Source organism: Streptomyces sp. NPDC002701, from assembly GCF_042889045.1.
Taxonomy (GTDB): Bacteria; Actinomycetota; Actinomycetes; order Streptomycetales; family Streptomycetaceae; genus Streptomyces.
Genome location: NZ_JBIAQL010000007.1, coordinates 280,302 through 298,612, shown reverse-complemented (window position 1 = coordinate 298,612; position 18,311 = coordinate 280,302). Strand labels below are relative to the sequence as shown.

Below are 18,311 nucleotides of genomic sequence, written 5' to 3'. Positions count from 1 at the left end.
CGACCGGCCCCCGGTCGGTCATCCCCTGCCACGAAAGGCATCACCCCGTGCACCTGCGGATCAAGGAACAGCCCGGCACCGCGATCGGCGCGACGGTCGAGGGCTTCGACCACGCCGACGCCTCGGACGCCGACATCGACGCGCTCAAGAACACCGTCTACACGAAGAAGATCGCCGTCCTCAAAGGACAGGACCTCTCTCCCGAGGAATTCCTCGCACTCGGCGAACTCCTGGGCCGGCCGGAGACCTACTACGAGCCGATGTACCACCACCCGGAGGTCACCGAGATATTCGTGTCCTCCAACGTCCCGCGGAACGGACAGCAGATAGGCGTACCGAAGACCGGGAAATTCTGGCACGCCGACTACCAGTTCATGCCGAGTCCTTTCGGGATCACCCTGATATACCCCCAGGTGATCCCGGAGAAGAACCGCGGTACGTACTTCATCGACATGGGCCGGGCGTACGAGCGGCTGCCCGGGGACCTGAAGAAGGAGATCGCCGGGACGTACTGCCGGCACTCCGTGCGCAAGTACTTCAAGATCCGGCCCCAGGACGTCTACCGGCCGATCTCGGAGATCGTCGAGGAGGTCGAGCGGAAGACCCCGGCCGTCGTGCAGCCGACCACGTTCACCCACCCCATGACCGGCGAGACGATCCTCTACATCAGTGAGGGCTTCACCGTCGGCATCGAGGACGAGACCGGGGCGCCGCTCGACGAGGAACTGCTCAAGCGCCTGTTCGAGGCCACCGGCCAGCTGGACGAGACCTTCGAGCACGACGCCATCCACCTGCAGACCTTCGAGCAGGGCGACCTGCTGATCTGGGACAACCGCAGCCTCATCCACCGCGCCCGGCATACGAGCACGCCCGAGCCGGCCGTCTCCTTCCGCGTCACCGTGCACGACGAGCGCAGGCTCCACGACGGAATCGACGACGGGACCGGTGACGGGCCCGGCGAACGGACCGGCGACGGGAGTCCCGCGGCATGACCGTCCAGCGCCCGGCGGCCGGGCCCGCCACGGCCCACCGCGCCGGAACCCGGTACCCCACGGACGAGGGGCTGCTGGCCCGCGTACTGATGCCCTACAAGGACAACTGCGCGTACCTCCGCTCGGCCGTCGTGACCGACGACGCCGGGCGGGTGGCCGCCCGTTGTGCGTTCGCGATCCCCGAGTCGTGCTACATCAACGACACCGGTCATCTGAATTCCGCCGAGGCGAACATCTGCTACAACCAGATGATGTATTACCTCGTCGCCAAGTCCGTGCAGGAAGGGCTGCTGACGGAGTTCGCGTCCTGGACGATGGACGATTTCTGGCGGCACCAGCTCCCGGACATCCTGATCGGTCGATTCACGGTGACCTTCCGGCAGCCCGTCGACCCCCGCGCGTTCTCCGGAGAGCTGGAATTCCGGGACGTCAGGCGACGCGCCACGAGCGGCGGGAGCTCTTTCCTGTACGCCGACACCGCGTTCCGTTACCGGGACGCCGACGCGGGCCGGTGCGACGGCGAGGCGACCCTCGCATTCGTCAACGTCCCTTGAGACAGCAATCTCCCCCGACACAGCCGCGTCCCGCGAGAGAGGTCGGACTGCCTTCATGAACGGCCGGCCGGACCAAGTAGACGTCCACCACCCACAGCTCCACCAGCCACAGCTCCACCATCCGCACCTGCGGACACTCGTCCAGACCGCGAGCTTCCACGCGGAGCACCGGCCCACCACCGCCGCGGTGCTCTGCGAGGGCCGCACCCTCACCTACGGGCAACTGCACCGCGAGAGCAACCGCATCGCCCACGCCCTCGGGGCCGCGGGCCTGGCACCGGGCGACCGGGTCGCCTACCTGGGCAAGGAGTCCGAGCACTACTACGAGGTGCTGTTCGCGTGCGCCAAGAGCGGCACCGTCCTCGTCCCCGTCAACTGGCGGCTCACCGCACCGGAGATCAGCCACATCCTCCAGGACTCGGACACCCGACTGCTCTTCCTGGAGCCCGAGTTCGCGCCGACCGTCGAGAAGATGCCGACCGCGCCGCCCGAGACGACCGTCGAGCTGGGGGAGCGCTTCCGCGCATGGAAGGCGTCCCACCCCGACAGCGACCCGCCCTCGCACGCCACCCCGGACACGCCGGTCGCCCAGCTCTACACCAGCGGCACCACCGGGCTGCCCAAGGGTGTCGTCCTCGCCCACCGCAGCTTCTTCGCGATCCGTGCCGCCCTGGCGAGCGAAGGGCTGGACTGGATCGACTGGCGGGCCGGCGACCTCGCGCTCATCGGCATCCCGGGTTTCCACATCGGCGGTCTGTGGTGGGCCACCCAGAACTTCAACGCGGGGACGACCGTCGTCGCCCTGCGTGCCTTCGCCGCCCGCGAGGCCGTCGGTCTGATCCGGGACCTCGGCATCACCACCGCCTGCGTGGTGCCCGCCATGCTCCGCATGCTGCTGACCGAACCCGGCGTCGGCGCCCGGGACTTCACCACCCTGCGCAAGGTCGTCTACGGCGGCTCCCCGATCTCCGAGGCGCTCCTGGAGGAAGCCCTCGCCGTCCTGGACTGCGAGTTCGCCCAGATCTACGGACTCACCGAGACAGGCAACACCGCGGTCTGTCTGCCACCGGCCGCCCACACCCCCGGCGATCCCCTCATGCAGGCGGCGGGACGGCCCTATCCGGGAGTGCGCGCCAAGGTGATCGACACCGAAGGGCGCGAACTGCCGCCCGGCGCGGTCGGCGAGGTCTGCCTGGCCACGCCGGCCCGCATGGTCGAGTACTGGGGACTGCCGGGAAAGACCGCCGAGACCCTCGTCGACGGCTGGATCCACACCGGGGACGCCGGCTACCTCGACGAGGACGGCTACCTGTTCATCCGCGACCGCATCAAGGACGCCGTCCTCGTGGCCGGCGAGAACGTCTACCCCGCCGAGATCGAGAACGTCCTGGAGGGTCACCCCGGAGTGGCGGAGGCCGTCGTCGTCGGCGCCCCCGACGAACGCTGGGGCGAGTACGTGCACGCCTTCGTCGTCCCGGCTCCCGGACAGCGGCCGACACCCAGGGACCTGCACACCTTCCTCGTCCCGCGGTTGGCGGCCTTCAAGCTGCCCGCCCGCTACGAGTTCATCGACAACGTCCCCCGCAACCCCAGCGGCAAGATCCTGCGCCGGGAACTGCGCGACCGCTTCTGGACCGACTCCGCACGCCAGGTCAACTGACCCCCTCCGACGCGCGACGCGCCTGCCGGACAGCCGGCCGGAACAGCCAGCCAGGACAGCCCAGCCGGAACAGCCCAAGCAGGACAGACAGTTCAGACACGTCAGACGGCCGAGAGAGAACCACATGACAGCCCCCCTCACACTGGACGGCTTCCGCGCGGACCTGGCGGAGTTCCTGTACCAGCCACCCGAAGAGATCGACCTCGACGAGAACCCCCTGTCGGCCGGACTGGACTCCCTGCGCATCGTCACCCTCATCGAACGGTGGCGGGAGACCGGCGTGGACGTGCACTTCGTCGAGCTCGCGGAGTGCACCTCGTTCGCCCAGTGGTGGCGGCTGCTCTCCGCACGGCGACAGGGGGCCGACCGTGCCGGCGCCTGACGACGGCACGGCCGGACGCCACGCCCTGCTCGCCGCCCAGGAGGGGATCTGGACCGGCCAGCAACTGGATGTGGACAGTCCCGCGTACAACACCGCCGAATACGTGCGCATCCACGGGCCGGTGGACACGGCCGTCTTCGACCGGGCCCTCCACCAGGTGGTCGCGGAGACCGAGGCCCTGAACGCCGTCTTCGTCGTGGACGACGCGGGCCGGCCCCGGCAGACGCACGCCCCGGCCGGCCACTGGCGCCTGCACACCGCGGACCACACCGCCGAACCCGATCCGTACGCGGCGGCCCGGGCCTGGATCGACAGGGACATGGCCCGCCCCGTCGACCTCACCCGCGGCCCCCTCTTCGGCCACGCCCTGCTGCGGATCGCACCGGAGGAGTTCCTCTGGTACCACCGGGTGCACCACATCGCCCTGGACGGCTTCGGCCTGTCCCTGGTCGCCCGCCGGGTCGCCGAGGTCTACACCGCCCTGGCGGCCGGCCGGCCGGTGGCGGACAGCGGCTTCGGCACCCTGGCCTCGGTGCGGGACGAGGAAGCCGCGTACCGGGACTCGCCCCGCCGCGCAGAGGACCGCGCCTACTGGACGGACCGGTTCGCGGACCGGCCGCCCGTGGCCACGCCCGCCGGCCGTACGGCGCTGCCCGCGCAAACCTTCCACCGCCGGACGGCCGACCTCGACGCCGCACGGACGAAAGCCCTGCGGACGGTCGCCCGCGACCTGTCGGTCACCTGGTCCGACGTCCTGCTGGCCGTGACCGCCGCCCACCTGCACCTCACGACCGGCGCACCCGAGATCGTCCTCGGCCTGCCGGTGATGGGACGCCTCGGTTCCGTCGCGCTGCGCGTGCCCTGCATGATCCGCAACATCCTGCCCCTGCGCACCACCGTCGCCCCGACCGACAGCCTGCGCGACCTCGCGCCGCGCGTCTCCCGCGAACTGCGCGCCGGCCTCCCGCACCAGCGTTACCGCTACGAACGACTCCGGCGCGATCTCGGACTCGTCGGCGGGCGGCGCCGGCTGTCCGGGCCGGGCGTCAACATCATGCCGTTCGCGTACGACCTGCGGTTCGCCGGACATCGCAGCACCGTCCACAACGTCTCCGCGGGCCCTGTCGACGACCTCTCCGTCAACGTCTACGACCGCTCCGAAGGCGGCGGACTGCGCCTCGTCGTGGACGCCAACCCCGACCTCTACGACGAGGCGGACGTCACCGCGTTCCAGCAGCGACTGCTCCTGCTGCTCGGGCAGGCCGTCGCCGCCCCCGACCGGGCGCTCGGCGGGCCGCGGCCCCGTGCGGCGGCCCCGGTCCCGGTCCTGGACGGCGGGCCGTTGCCCGGCCCCGCCCACCCGGTCCTCGACCTGATCGCCGCACACGCCTCCCGGCGCGGCCGGTCCGTCGCCGTCGAGCACGACGGACGCACCGTCAGCTACGCCCGCCTGCTCGACGCGGCACGGGCGCTGGCCCGGCGGCTGGCCGCCCGGGGCGTCGGCCGCGGCGACCTGGTGGCCGTCGCCGTACCGCGCGGCGCCGAAGCCGTCACCGCCCTCCTCGGCGTGCTGCTCTCCGGAGCCGCCTACTGCCCGCTCGACCCGGCCGCGCCGCCGGCGCGCAGAGCGGCTCTGTCGGCGGGTGCCCGCCCCGCGCTCGTCCTGACGACCGGGGCCCACGCCGACGACTTCACGGACCACGCCGTACTCGTCCTGGAGGAGCCGCACGAGCCCTCACACGAGCCCGACCACGAGCCCGGCACCCCGCAGCCACCGTCCCCCACGCCGGACGATCTCGCCTACGTCATCCACACCTCGGGCACCTCGGGGCGCCCCAAGGGCGTCGAGATCGGCCACCGCGCCCTCGCGCACTTCGTCGCCGCCGCCACGCACCGCTACGGCCTCCGGCGCGAGGACCGCGTCCTGCAGTTCGCCCCGCCGCACTTCGACACGTACATCGAGGAGGTGTTTCTCACCCTGTGCCGGGGTGCCACGCTCGTCGTCCGCGGCGACGGCGCGACCGACTCGGTCCCGGACTTCCTGGACACCTGCGCACGGCTGCGGATCACCTTCCTCGACCTGCCCACGGCCTACTGGCACGAACTGGCCCACGCGGTCTCCACCGGTTCCGCCGCGCTGCCCAACGGGATACGTACCGTCGTGATCGGCGGTGAGGCGGCCCTGCCCGAGCGGGTCGACCGCTGGCGCACGGCGGTCGGCACGGCGGTGCGGCTGCTCAACACCTACGGCCCGACGGAGGCCACCGTGGTCGCCACCGTCGCCGACCTGCACGACCCCTCCCGCACCGCCGGAGACGTCCCCATCGGACTGCCGCTGCCGGGCGTCCGGGCCGCCGTCGTCGACGGTGAACTCCACCTCCTGGGCGACACCCTGGCCCTCGGCTACCGGGGAGCCGCGCCGGAGGACGCGGCCCGCTTCGCCCCGCTCGACCGGCTGCCCGGAGCCCCCCGCGCCTACCGGACCGGCGACCTGGTGCGCATCGGCGACGACGGGCAGCTGCGGCACCTGGGCCGGTCGGACACGGAGTTCAAGATCAGCGGTCACCGTGTGCATCCCGCCGAGGTCGAGAACGCGCTCCTGACACATCCCGCGGTCCGTGACACCGCCGTCGTCGGGCAGGTGCTGGAGGACGGGACGCGGCGCCTGGTCGCGTACGTGGTCCCGGACGGGCCGCTCCCGGCCGCGGCCCTGCTGAGGGACCACCTCCGGGCGCGGCTGCCCGCCGCGATGATCCCCTCCACCGTCGAGTACCTGGACCGGGTGCCCCGGACCGGCTCAGGGAAGACCGACAGGAACGCGCTGGCCGAAAGGGCACCCGGCCCCGGTACGCGGTCCGCCCCCTCCGGCAGCGGACCGGAGCGCGCCGTCGTCGCGGTCTGGCAACGCGCCCTCGGCGTCGCGGCACTGTCCGCGCAGGACGACGTGTTCGAGCTGGGCGCCCACTCCCTCCAGGCCATCCAGGTCGCGAACCGTCTCGCCGCCGAACTGCGCTGTGACGTGAAGGTGGCCTGGCTCTTCCAGCACCCGACCCCCGCCGGACTGGCGGCCTTCCTGCAGCAGCGGGAACAGGCATCCGTCACCCCCGGTCTGCCGGCCACCCTGCTCGCGGACACCGTCCTCGATCCGGACATCCGCCCCCGCCCCGGCGCCAGACGCCGGGCGGCCCGCCGACCCGAACGGATCCTCCTCACCGGCGCCACCGGGTTCGTCGGCGTCCACCTGCTGGCCGAACTCCTGACCAGCACGGACGCGGAGATCGTCTGCACCGTGCGGGCCACGGACCCGGCCGCGGCGACCGCCCGTGTCCACCAGTCCCTGCGGGACCACCGCATCCGCCTCCCACACCCGGCGACGCACCGCATCACCGCGGTGCCAGCGGACCTCGCCCGCCCCCGGCTCGGCCTCGACGACACCCACTTCGAGGAACTGGCCCGCGGCTGCGCGGCGATCTTCCACAACGCCGCGAGCGTCAGCGTCCTGCGCGAGTACGCCACCCTCCGCGCCGCCAACACCGGATCCACCAGGGAGCTCCTGCGCCTCGCGGCTCCCCGCTCCACACCCCTGCACTACGTGTCGACCCTCTCCGTCGCGCCGCCCCTCGCCCTCAGCCCCGAGGTACCGGAGGAGTTCCTCCCACCCCACCCCGGGCTGCGGTCCGGCTACCAGCAGTCGAAATGGGCGGCCGAGCGCTTGTTGGAACAGGCCGCCGAACGGGACCTGCCCGTCACCGTCCACCGGCTCGGCCGGATCGTCGGCCCGTACAGCACCGGTCACGTGAACGAGCGGGACTTCCTGTGGAGCGTCCTGCGCGCGGGAGTTCCGGCGGGAATCGTCCCCGACCTGTACGAGGAGGAGGTGTGGACGCCGGTCGACCACGTCGCCCGAGCCCTCGTCCACCTCTGCCTCACGAACCGCCCGCCGGACGCCACCGTCTTCCACCACGCCGCCACCGCCCCTCTGCGGCTGAGCGACCTCTACGACTGGCTGGGGGAGTACGGCTACACGCTGCGCCGCATGCCGGTGGCCTCATGGCGGGCGGAACTGGCGCGCTCCGCGGACCTCTCGGCCGCGGCGGCCACCACGCTCGCCTTCTTCGACTCCTGGGACACCGCTGCCACGACTGCGACGGCTCCCACGACCGGCACGGACACCGCCGATCCCCAGGGCGCGGAACCCGCCGGCGCGACCGGCGCCACCGGACCCGACCTCCCACCCGACCTCTCTCTGGACCTCCGACTGGGCCGCGTCCGCTGCGACAACGTCGTCAGCGGTCTGAACGGCAGCGGCCTCACCTACCCGCCCGTCGACCGGGACCTCGTCTTCCGCTACCTCGACCACTGCGTCACCGCCGGCACGCTGCCCGCGCCGGCCGGCCGCCCGGGCCGTCCCGTCGTACCGGCCCGGTAGCCCGGCGAAGGCGGGAACTCACCGGATCCCTCTCCCGACTACTGCAACAGAACCAGTCGCACCCCCGCACCAAGGAGCCCCGCATGTCGAAGAAACGGCCGGTCGCCCTCGCCCTGGCCGGCGCTCTCTGTCTGGTCACCACGGCCTGCGCCGACACGACCGACAAGACCGGCGCCGAAGGCGGGGCAGCCGCCGCCGCGGCCAGGACGGGCTACCCGGTGACCCTCGAGAACTGCGGGGTGACCCAGAAGTTCACCGAGGCGCCCGGCCGGGTGGTCGTCATGAACGGTGCCTCGGTCGCCGAGGTGTCCACACTGCTCGCCCTCGGCCTCGGCGACCGGATCGTCGCCAACCAGCAGAGGTACGGGATGTCCGAGGTGAAAGGCCGCGCCGAGGCCATCAAGGCCCTGCCCACCGGAGACGTCAAGCTCAACGACGCCTACGACGTCCCGCGCGAGGCGATGATCGGGCTGCGCCCCGACCTGGTGCTGTCCACGACCTCCTACGGCTTCGACGAGAAGAACGGCTTCGCCACCCGCGAGCAGCTCAAGGACGTGGGCGCCCACACCTATGTCTCGCCGCAGGGCTGCGACCAGGACACCTCGAAGATGACCGTCGCGGACAGCTACACGCTCCTGCGCGACATGGGGAAGATCTTCGGCAGGACCGAGCGGGCCGAGGAGCTGATCGCCGAGTCGCAGAAGAACATCGCCGACGTCGCCGCCGCCGTGAAGGGCGAGAAGCGGCCCGAAGTCATGGTCCTCTTCTCCAACATGGTCATGGGCGGCAACGACTTCAGCTCGGTCGTCGCCAAGGGCATCTACAACGACATCCTCGCCAAGGCCGGCGGCACCAACGCCTTCGCGTCGGCGTCCAGGACCTCCTTCGCCGACCTGAGCAAGGAGAAAGTGGCCGCCACCGACGTGGACGCGCTCGTCGTCATCGGCTACAACGACCCGAACCCGGCGGCCTACGCCAGGAAACTGCTGAAGGAGTTCCCCCAGTGGCCGGCCGCGAAGAACAGCACGTACGTGGCCGTGTCGGACTCGATGTACCTCGGACCGAGCAACGACCTGGCCGTGCGGAAGATCGCCGAGATGCTGCACCCCGACAAATTCTGAGGCCAGGACGGACGGTGCGGCCGGGACGGGTTCCGCGGTCCGCGCAGCTGCTGCGGGCCGTCCCCGGCGGCCTGCGCCTGTCACTCGCGCTCTGCGGACTGCTGGTCCTCCTCGTCGCCGTCATGGTGGTGGCGGTGAGCGTCGGAGCGGTCACCATCCCCGTCACCGACGTGTGGACCGTCCTCCTGCACCACGTCACCGGCCGCGGCGCCACCGGCGACCCGGCCCTGGACCAGATCGTCTGGACCTTCAGGGCACCCCGCGTCGCCCTGGCCGCCCTGGTCGGCGCGGGCCTGGCCGTCGCCGGCGCGGTCCTGCAGACCCTGGTCTCCAACCCCCTCGCCGACCCGGTCGTGCTGGGCTTCTCCTACGGTGCCTCCCTGGGCGCCGTACTGGTCATCACCCTCGGCGGTGCCGCGCTCGGCGGACTCGGCGGACTCGGTGTGTCCGGTGCGGCGTTCGCCGGTGCCCTGGCGGCGGGGGCCCTGGTGTTCGCCCTCGGGCAGCGCCGGGGCCGCCTGGCCCCCACCCGGCTCGTCCTGGCCGGGGTGGCCGTCGGCTACGTCCTCCTGTCGCTGACCAGCTTCGTCCAGCTGCTGGCGACGCCCACCGAGCTGCGTACCGTGATGTTCTGGATGCTCGGCAGTGTCGCCGGCGCCCAGTGGGACCAACTGCCCACGGTCACGGTGGTGGTCGTGGCGAGCACCGTCCTGCTCACCCTGTTCGGCCGGCGGCTCAACGCCCTGCTGGCCGGCGACGAGTCGGCCACCGCCCTCGGTGTGGACGTCAACCGGCTGCGCGCGGTGCTGCTGGTGATCAGTGCCCTGCTCACCGGCACCGTCATCGCCGTCGCGGGCGGTGTCGGTTTCGTCGGCCTGATGATCCCGCACCTGGTCCGCCTCACGACCGGCGCCGACCACCGCAGGCTGTTGCCCCTGACCGCGCTCCTCGGCGCCGTCTACCTGGTCGCCGTCGACCTGCTCTCCCGCACCCTCACCCGCCCCAACGAACTGCCGCTCGGCATCCTCACTGCCCTGCTCGGCGCCCCCTTCTTCCTGTGGCTGCTGCGCCGCAACAAGGGCCTGGACGCCGGGTGAGGTCCGGTGCCCCGCAGAAACACTGCGACCGCTTCGAGCACTGGGACCGCTCCGAGCACTGGGATCACCGAGACCGCACAAGACCACCGAGACCGCACGAGACCACTGAGACCGCGACGAGGGCCGGACCCGTATGAAACTGACCGTGGAGCACCTCCATGTCGCCCTGGACCGCAAACCGATCCTCCAGGATGTGCACCTGGAGGCGGCCGAGGGCGACGTCGTCGGGCTCGTGGGCCCCAACGGCAGTGGCAAGTCCACCCTGTTGCGTACGGTCTACCGCTCGCTGCGGCCGGCCGGCGGAGTGGTCCGGGTGGGCGGCGACGACGTATGGGCACTGTCCTCCCGTACGGCGGCCTGCCGCACCGCGGCCGTGCTCCAGGACGCCGGTACGACGACCGGCCTGCGGGTGACCGAGATCGTCGCCCTGGGACGTACGCCGCATCACGGCCTGCTGGGCCGGGACGGCGCCGAGGACCACCGGGCCGTCGCCGAGGCGATCGACCGCTGTGGCGTCGGGCCCTTCGCGGACCGGGAGTACGCGACTTTGTCCGGCGGCGAGCGCCAGCGTGTCCTGCTGGCGCGCGCGCTCGCCCAGCGGCCACGGCTCCTGGTCCTGGACGAACTCACCAACCACCTGGACATCCGCGCCCGGTTCGAGCTCCTGGACCTGATCCGCAGCACCGGGATCACCACTCTGGCGGTCCTGCACGACCTCGACCTGGCGGCACGGCTCTGTGACCACCTCGTCGTGCTCGACGAGGGCACGGTGGTCGCGGCGGGCCCGGTCCTGGAGGTCCTGACACCGGATCTGCTGTGCGAGGTGTTCGGTGTGCGGGGGGACACGCGCAGGCACGCGGACGGCGTCGTCCGCATCACGTACGCGGCCCGGCCGCTGTCACCCGGCCGGACGCCCGAACCCGCGGACCGCTGACCGGACCGACGGGGGCCCCGGCCGCGTCGGCCGGGGCCCCGAGGACCGGTCGGTACGCACCGATCAGCAGCTGTAGTTGACGAGCCTGAACGAGGCGTAGTGGTCGGACGTGTAGTAGTCCTCCCGGTACTCCTCACCGGTGACGATGCGACGGGCGCCGCGCGTGGAGGAACCGGGCGTGACCACCGTGTACTCGTGGTAGTAGCCCGTGGACTGTCCGGGGAGGATGCCCTCCCGGTTCTGGAAGACGCTGCCGTCCTGCGAGTAGGGGTAGGGGCCGCCCTGCTCGATCAGGTCCAGCGTGTCGTGTGCCTGGGACGGCAGGCTGCCGTAGCAGACGCTGCCGACGGCCGCGGCGGACGTGTCCGCGGCCTCGGCGGTGACCGTTCCGCCGACGAGGAGGGCGGACAGGACGGCGGCCGCGGCGCCGATGCGAGTGATCCGTGGGGGGAGTCTCATGCCGTCATGATGACGCGCGTAGAAGCTGGCAGGTCAATGACACCGCAAGACTTTCACGGCGGCGCACGAGGCGTTCGAAGGACGTTCACCCGACGTCGTTCACCCGATGTCGTCCACCTGACGCGGTGCGGTGCCCGGAGCCCTGGGACGACACGGCGGTCAGGCCGTACGGGCACGCAGGCGGCGCAGCATGCGCGGATCCTCGAAACCCACGGAGCGGGCGGCGGCGTCCACCGTGGCGCCGTGGTCGATGAGGTGCTGGGCGCGCTCCAGTCGCAGGGCCTGCTGGTAGCGCAGGGGTGTGAGTCCGGTCGCGCGGCCGAACAGACGCGTGAGGGTGCGCTCGCTGACCCCGACGGCCGAGGCCAGGGCGGGCAGGGGGAGCGTCTCGTCGAAGCGGTCGTCGATGAGGTCCTGGGCCCGGTGCACGGTGTCGTCGAGGTGGGAACGGTGGCGGAGCATCGCGCTGGACTGCGGTTCGTGGCCGTTGCGGCGGGCGTAGACGACCATCTCCCGGGCCACCCGGGCGGCGACCGCCGGACCGTGCCGGCCCGCGACCAGGTGCAGGGCCAGGTCGATGCCGCTGGCGATGCCGGCCGAGGTGATCACCCGGTCGTCGGTGGTGAACAGCACGTCCCGCACGACCGTCGCCCGCGGGTGGCGCAGGGCCAACTCGTCCTGCACGTCGTGGTGGGTGGTGCAGCGGCGGCCGTCGAGCAGGCCGGCCAGGCCGAGCGCCTCGGCCCCGGCGCAGACACTGGCCACCGTCCCGCCCCTGGTGTGGTGTTCCCTCAGGAGCTGAAGGGGCTTGGCGCCGATCGCGGGGCTGTCGGCCAGCGTGCCCGCCCGCCAGCCGGGCACCAGGACGAGGTCCTCGGGTCCGAGCGCGGGCCAGTCGGTCCCGGCCTCCAGCGGCAGTCCCTGCGCGGTCGGGACCCGCGGCCGCTCGGCGACGTAGGAGAGCGTGTAGGGGTGCCCGAAGTCGGCCGCCGTGGAGAAGACCTGCGCGGGGCCGGCCAGGTCCAGCAGGTGGACTCCGGGCACCAGGAAGAAGACGATGTGGCTCACGATCCGGTCATCATGCCCGACGTCCCGCCGCGGCCTCCAGCTGGTCGACCGTCGCGATGGTGGCGAAGCGTCCGGCGAGTGCGTACTCGGTACGCCTGATCACCTCGTCGGCGGAGAGCGTACGAGGGTCGGCGAGCAGTTCGGCGACGCTCCGGCCGGCGGGCGCGTCGCGGTGCGGGACGGGGTCGGTCGCGGTCGCGTCGGTGACGAAGGTGACCCCGTAGCCGAGGTCGGCGGCGACGCGCGCGGTGGTCTCCACGCACTGCTCGGTGCGGATGCCGCAGACGGTGAGCTCGCGGACACCGCGTTCGGTGAGCAGCTGCTGCAGGTTGGTCGTGGTGAACGCGTTGTGGGAGGTCTTGTGGATCAGCGGCTCGTCCTCCGCCCGGGTCAGCTCCTCCAGGAGCCGGACATGGCCCAGGGCCGGGTCGAAGACGCCGCCGCTGCCGGGTTCGCTGTGCAGTACCCACACCACCAGGTCCCCGGCCTCCCGTGCGAGCCGGACCAGCCGGTTCACCTGGCCGGCGATCTTCGGGTCGGAGATCACCGACCACAGCGGACGTGCGCGGAAGGACTCCTGGACATCGATGACGATCAGTGCTCGGGTCATGCCCCGAGTCTGCGCCACGGGAGGCGGGCGGCGACATGCCTCATCGGGTCCGGCAGCGGACCGATCCGGTCAGCACGGCCATGGCTGGAGCCGGTCCGGGCCGTGACCGGAGTGGCAGGACGGAGCCGGTGTGCCGCACGCCCGACCATACGGTCCGGCCCGTCCCGTCCGTGGTGGGCTGAAACACGTTCTTGTCTCGTACCGGCCACGTCCTAGGATCTCGGACAGAAGAACCGGGCACCTCACAGGCGACCGTTCGAACCCTGCCGAGGCGGGCCCGTCTTCCGGCCCCCAGCCCCCGGGTCCGCCGAGCCCACCACGCCATCGGGGAATCCGGAGCCCGCTTCCCGCGAGGTTTCGCGCGGGGCCCGGTCCCTCGTCCTTGCGGCCTTCGAGTCGGGGCGTACTCCCGCGCGCCCCAAGTGCCGTCGGGACGATTCCGCGCGAGGACACGCGTCAGGGGATGACACGAGTCCTCGCGCCGGCGGCCGCCGCCATCGCGGACACAGGACGGCGGCCGCCGCCCCCGGCATGCGGGCGCCCTCTCCGCCACCCGCGTCAGCGGCTCGATCACGGCTGTCCGGACGTCCGGGCACCGCCACGGCGGCGGGGTGGTCATGAGGGCCCTGGATGATGGCGTACGGTAGGAGACATCGCCGCGGGGTGGAGCAGCTCGGTAGCTCGCTGGGCTCATAACCCAGAGGTCGCAGGTTCAAATCCTGTCCCCGCTACTGCGAAGAGGGTCCGGATCACATGATCCGGACCCTCTTGCGTCCCACGGACGAGGCAGGTGACCGGCGGGAGCCGCCCGGCGAGGTACGCGAACTCGTGCTCCGGCAGCAGGAGTCCGGCCACCGGCTGGTTAAGCTGATCCACTGTGAACAGACGGCGGCAGAAGAAGCTGACGGCGCGTCTCGTCAGCGCGGCGACCTTCGGCGACAGAGCCCGGATCACCTCCCTCCTGCGCGCCGGCGCCTGCCCGAACACACCCGACACCGAGGGCACCACACCTCTCTACGCCGCGTCGGTCCACGGAGCCACGGACAACGTGCTGTGCCTGCTGACGGCCGGGGCCCTGCCCGACACCGAGAGCGGCCACGGCTCGGAAGGCACCCCCCTGTGCGCGGCCGCGTGCTGGGGGCACACCGAAACGGTGGTCGCGCTGCTCGCCCACGGCGCCGACCCCGATCTCCGCGAGGACCACGGCACGGGCCGTTCCCCGGTCGAGTGGGCGACGAGAGGGTCCTACGCCGACACGGTCGCCACGCTGCTCGCCGCGGGCGCCCGGCCGCACGTCCCGGCCACCTGACCCGCCGTCGGACGCCGGCCCGCACCCGCCGTGCGACGCCGGTCCGCTCCTGGTGTCATGCCTCGTCCGCCGCCGAAAGCGCGTACAGGCGGGGCAGGTTGACCATGATTGGCCGCTGACCGTCGCGCCGGGCGCCGCGGAGGCCCTCGCCCAGGTCACGGACCGGTTCTCCGCCGCCCTGGGCGGCCGCACGACGGTCCTGACGCCCGCGGGGTAGTCCGGATCGGCCCATCCCGGCCATACACATGATCTTTTTACGTTACCTTTGCCAATCGGGAATCCTCCGGACGCGGCAGCCGTTCAACCGACAGACCGCGTACAGGTATCAGCAGAAGCCGAGGTGGCAGTAGTGGCGATGTTCGACCGGCTCAAGGACCAGGCCAAGAACCTCCAGCAGTCCCGGAGCGGCAGGGGAGGGACGGGGCAGGCGCACACCGGACAGGGGTACGGCGCGGCCGGACAGGCACAGCACGGCCACGCACAGGGCTCGTCCTCCAGCGGCTCATCGGGTGGCTCCAAGGCCCAGCTGATCGGGCTGTTCAAGACCCAGCTCGCGTCGGTGAAGACCGAGCTCAAGAGCGGTGCCTACCGGGACGCCAGCATGGCGATGTGCGCCCTGGTGGCCGCCGCCGACGGATACGTGGAGCCCGCGGAGAGGCAGCGCGTGGAGGAGCTGATCGTCTCAAACGAGGTGCTGCAGAACTTCCCCGCGGACCAGCTCCGTCAGCGCTTCAACCAGCATGTGGACCGGCTCACCGCCAACTTCGAGCAGGGCAAGGCCGAGGCGCTGCGGGAGATCGCCAAGGCGGCCAAGAAGCCGGCCGAGGCCCGCGCGGTCATCCAGACGGGCATCGTGGTCGCGGGCGCCGACGGGCACTTCGAGGCGTCCGAGCAGTACGCCATCCGTGACGCCTGCACCACGCTCGGCCTCTCGCCGACGGAGTTCGGCATCTGACACCACCGGGTCCCCTTCGCCGGGCGCGAGTTCCCCGCGCCCCCGAGAGACGAACAGTCGGGGCGCGGCCCCCGCTGTTCAGGGGCGCGGGGAACCGCGCGCCCGGCCCCCGCACGGCCGCGGACGGCAGCCGCATCCCTCTGGCCCCGTGGTGAACCGGCCGGTATACAAGTCGCGTCACGCGCCGTCCCGGACCCGGAGGGGAACCACGATGAACCGTCGCACCCAGTACGGCCAGTACGGCAGGACCGCGCCGAAACGTCGCCGGGCGACCGCCGTGGCCGCCGCCGTCAGCGGCTGCGTCCTCGTCGTCGCGTCGGCGGCACCCGTCGCGGCACACGGAGACGGACGGGGTGACGGACGCGGCGGCAGTCACGGCAGGGGCACGGACTACGTCGCGCTGGGCGACTCCTACACCTCGGGACCGGGGATCCCGCAGCAGGTGGACGCGGACTGCGCCCGCTCCGACCACAACTACCCCTCACTGGTCGCCGCGGAGCGCGCGGTGTCCACGTTCAAGGACGTGAGCTGCGGCGGTGCCACGACCGAGCAGATGTGGAAGACCCAGGGGACCAACCCTCCGCAGCTGAACGCCCTGCGGCGGGGCACCGACCTGGTGACCGTGCAGATCGGCGGCAACGACATCGGCTTCGGCTCCATCATCGCCACCTGCGCCCAGCTCGCTCCGCAGGACCTGGCGGGAAACCCGTGCCAACGCCACTACACCTCACCGTCCGGGGCCGACAGGCTGACGCTGAAGATCCTCCAGACCGCGCCGAAAATAGCCCGCGTGCTGCGAGCCGTGCACGCCAGAGCGCCGCACGCCCGCGTGCTCGTCGTCGGCTATCCGGATCTCCTCCCGGAGGACGGCAGCGGCTGCTACCCCTCGGTGCCGTTCGCGGCGAAGGACTTCCCCTACCTGCGGGACACCGGCAAGCGCCTCAACCTGATGATGCGGGCGGTGGCGCGGCTGAACGGAGCCGGATACGTCGACACGTACGGGCCGACGATCGGGCACGACATGTGCAAGGCCCCGGCGGTCCGCTGGATCGAACCGATGCAGCCGGCCTCGCCCGCGGCCCCGGCGCACCCCAACGCCAAGGGCGAGGAAGCCATGGCACGCGCCGTGCTGAAGCACCTGCCCGAGAGGCACGGCCACTGACGGACCGTCCGTGTCCGAGCGGCCCGCGACGGGGACGGCGGGCCGACTCGCCGGTCCAAGGAGGTACGGCCGCTCGTCTCGTTGAGGGATCACCATGTGCGATGAGGGAACTCAGGGGCAGAGGGCACTGAGGGAAGCCCGAAAGAGCGCGCCGGTGAAGGGATGGACAACGTGGTACGACCGAAGATTCTGGTGGTGGGAGCGGGCTTCGCGGGAGTGGAGTGCGTCCGCCGCCTGGAGCGCAAACTGGGACCCGACGAGGCCGAACTGGCGCTGGTGACACCGTTCTCCTACCAGCTCTACCTGCCCCTGCTGCCGCAGGTCGCCTCGGGAGTGCTGACGCCGCAGTCGATCGCGGTGTCACTGCGCCGCAGCCGCAGGTACCGCACCCGCATCATTCCCGGCGGTGCCATCGGCGTGGACGTGAAGGCCAAGGTCTGCGTCGTCCGCAAGATCACGGGCGAGATCGTCAACGAACGGTACGACCAGATCGTGCTGGCGCCGGGAAGCGTCACCCGCACCTTCGACATCCCGGGGCTCGCCGACAACGCCCGCGGTATGAAGACCCTCGCCGAGGCCGCGTACGTCCGCGACCACGTGATCTCGCAGCTCGACATCGCCGACGCCAGCCACGACGAGGCCGAACGGGCCGCGCGGCTGCAGTTCGTGGTGGTCGGCGGAGGCTACGCGGGCACCGAGACCGCCGCCTGCCTGCAGCGCCTGACGCACAACGCCGTCAAACGCTACCCGCGTCTCGACCCGCGGCTGATCAAGTGGCACCTGATCGACATCGCGCCGAAGCTGATGCCCGAACTGGGCGACAAACTCGGAAAGAGCGCCCAGGACATCCTGCGCAGGCGGGGCATCGAGGTCTCGCTCGGCGTGTCCATCGAGAAGGCCGGCCCCGAGGAGGTCACCTTCACCGACGGCCGGGTCGTCCCGACCCACACACTGATCTGGACCGCCGGCGTCGCGGCGAGCCCGCTCATCGCCACCCTGGGCGCCGAGACCGTCAAGGGGCGGCTGGCGGTCACCTCGGAGATGTGCCTGCCCGGCCACGACGGCGTGTTCGCGCTCGGCGACGCCGCCGCCGTGCCGGACGAGGCCAAGGACGTGGACGGCGCCGTCTGCCCGCCGACCGCCCAGCACGCGATGCGCCAGGGCAAGCACGTCGCCGACAACGTCATCGCCGCACTGCGCGGACAGCGGATGACGCCGTACGTCCACAAGGACCTGGGACTCGTCGTCGACCTCGGCGGTCTCGACGCCGTGTCCAAGCCGCTCGGTGTCGAACTGCGCGGCGTGCCCGCCCTGGTCGCCGCCCGCGGCTACCACTGGGCGGCGCTGCGCACCAGCGTGGCGAAGGCCAGGGTGGCGACGAACTGGGTGCTGAACAGTCTGGCCGGCGACGATTTCGTACGCACCGGGTTCCAGTCCCGGACGCCCGCGACACTGCGGGACTTCGAGTACACGAACGCGTACCTGACGCCGGAACAGATCCGGGAGCGCACCGCGGCCGGATGACGGGGGCGCACGGGGGGCGGGCCGGCGGGGCGCCCCCTCCTTGCGGTTCTCGTTC

The 18,311-nt window shown here is 71.8% G+C and carries 15 protein-coding genes, 1 tRNA gene and 1 pseudogene; 14 read left to right on the top strand and 3 right to left on the bottom strand.

From position 1 onward, the window contains the following. Positions 1-53 precede the first annotated feature (53 nt). The 8 genes from ACFYXC_RS21745 (at position 54) to ACFYXC_RS21710 (ending at position 11,169) form a co-directional block, all read left to right on the top strand. Positions 54-992, top strand: a complete 939-nt coding sequence (locus ACFYXC_RS21745) for a TauD/TfdA dioxygenase family protein (protein WP_389553747.1) — start codon at positions 54-56, stop codon at positions 990-992. Next, the gene (locus tag ACFYXC_RS21740) at positions 989-1,546 is read left to right on the top strand and encodes an FcoT family thioesterase (protein ID WP_389553695.1); all 558 of its coding nucleotides are present in this window, start codon (positions 989-991) and stop codon (positions 1,544-1,546) included. The genes ACFYXC_RS21745 and ACFYXC_RS21740 overlap by 4 nt, the downstream gene beginning before the upstream one ends. A 55-nt stretch (positions 1,547-1,601) precedes the next feature. Beyond that, on the top strand, positions 1,602-3,206 hold the full coding sequence (locus ACFYXC_RS21735) for a long-chain-fatty-acid--CoA ligase (RefSeq protein ID WP_389553694.1): 1,605 nt from the start codon (positions 1,602-1,604) through the stop codon (positions 3,204-3,206). Positions 3,207-3,330: 124 nt separating this feature from the next. Next, entirely contained in the window at positions 3,331-3,588 is a 258-nt protein-coding gene (locus tag ACFYXC_RS21730; protein WP_388906057.1) for a phosphopantetheine-binding protein, read from the top strand. Next, positions 3,575-8,017 (top strand): amino acid adenylation domain-containing protein, encoded by a 4,443-nt coding sequence (locus tag ACFYXC_RS21725; protein WP_389553693.1) that lies wholly within the window; start codon positions 3,575-3,577, stop codon positions 8,015-8,017. Before ACFYXC_RS21730 ends, ACFYXC_RS21725 begins: the two co-directional genes overlap by 14 nt. An 83-nt stretch (positions 8,018-8,100) precedes the next feature. Continuing rightward, on the top strand, positions 8,101-9,138 hold the full coding sequence (locus ACFYXC_RS21720; RefSeq protein ID WP_389553692.1) for an ABC transporter substrate-binding protein: 1,038 nt from the start codon (positions 8,101-8,103) through the stop codon (positions 9,136-9,138). A 122-nt stretch (positions 9,139-9,260) separates the two neighbouring features. After that, positions 9,261-10,235 carry a FecCD family ABC transporter permease gene (locus tag ACFYXC_RS21715; RefSeq protein WP_388906439.1) on the top strand — a complete coding sequence of 325 codons (975 nt, stop codon included), beginning with the start codon at positions 9,261-9,263 and terminating at the stop codon, positions 10,233-10,235. Between the two features lie 133 nt (positions 10,236-10,368). Continuing rightward, entirely contained in the window at positions 10,369-11,169 is an 801-nt protein-coding gene (locus ACFYXC_RS21710; protein WP_388906063.1) for an ABC transporter ATP-binding protein, read from the top strand. A gap of 63 nt (positions 11,170-11,232) precedes the next feature. On the opposite strand, the gene ACFYXC_RS21705 is transcribed toward ACFYXC_RS21710, so the two are convergent. From ACFYXC_RS21705 to ACFYXC_RS21695, 3 genes are all read right to left on the bottom strand, one after another. Continuing rightward, positions 11,233-11,628 carry a ribonuclease domain-containing protein gene (locus ACFYXC_RS21705; protein ID WP_389553691.1) on the bottom strand — a complete coding sequence of 132 codons (396 nt, stop codon included), beginning with the start codon at positions 11,626-11,628 and terminating at the stop codon, positions 11,233-11,235. Between the two features lie 159 nt (positions 11,629-11,787). Continuing rightward, the gene (locus tag ACFYXC_RS21700; RefSeq protein ID WP_389553690.1) at positions 11,788-12,696 is read right to left on the bottom strand and encodes a GlxA family transcriptional regulator; all 909 of its coding nucleotides are present in this window, start codon (positions 12,694-12,696) and stop codon (positions 11,788-11,790) included. A gap of 10 nt (positions 12,697-12,706) precedes the next feature. Further along, positions 12,707-13,306, bottom strand: a complete 600-nt coding sequence (locus ACFYXC_RS21695) for a cysteine hydrolase family protein (protein WP_388906069.1) — start codon at positions 13,304-13,306, stop codon at positions 12,707-12,709. A gap of 657 nt (positions 13,307-13,963) precedes the next feature. Between ACFYXC_RS21695 and ACFYXC_RS21690 the strand changes: the two genes are divergently transcribed. The 6 genes and pseudogenes from ACFYXC_RS21690 (at position 13,964) to ACFYXC_RS21665 (ending at position 18,256) form a co-directional block, all read left to right on the top strand. After that, positions 13,964-14,037, top strand: a tRNA-Met gene (locus ACFYXC_RS21690). Positions 14,038-14,183: 146 nt separating this feature from the next. Beyond that, positions 14,184-14,615, top strand: a complete 432-nt coding sequence (locus ACFYXC_RS21685; protein ID WP_389553689.1) for an ankyrin repeat domain-containing protein — start codon at positions 14,184-14,186, stop codon at positions 14,613-14,615. A 112-nt stretch (positions 14,616-14,727) separates the two neighbouring features. Continuing rightward, positions 14,728-14,832, top strand: a pseudogene (locus ACFYXC_RS21680) (FMN reductase (NADPH)); the annotation flags it as partial. A gap of 132 nt (positions 14,833-14,964) precedes the next feature. After that, positions 14,965-15,570: a tellurite resistance TerB family protein gene (locus tag ACFYXC_RS21675; RefSeq protein WP_388906441.1), complete on the top strand. Its 606-nt coding sequence runs from the start codon at positions 14,965-14,967 to the stop codon at positions 15,568-15,570. 211 nt (positions 15,571-15,781) lie between these two features. Then, positions 15,782-16,732: an SGNH/GDSL hydrolase family protein gene (locus ACFYXC_RS21670; RefSeq protein WP_389553688.1), complete on the top strand. Its 951-nt coding sequence runs from the start codon at positions 15,782-15,784 to the stop codon at positions 16,730-16,732. A 162-nt stretch (positions 16,733-16,894) separates the two neighbouring features. Continuing rightward, a complete protein-coding gene (locus ACFYXC_RS21665; RefSeq protein WP_388906102.1) occupies positions 16,895-18,256 on the top strand; it encodes an NAD(P)/FAD-dependent oxidoreductase in 1,362 nt (453 codons plus the stop codon). Positions 18,257-18,311 lie beyond the last annotated feature (55 nt).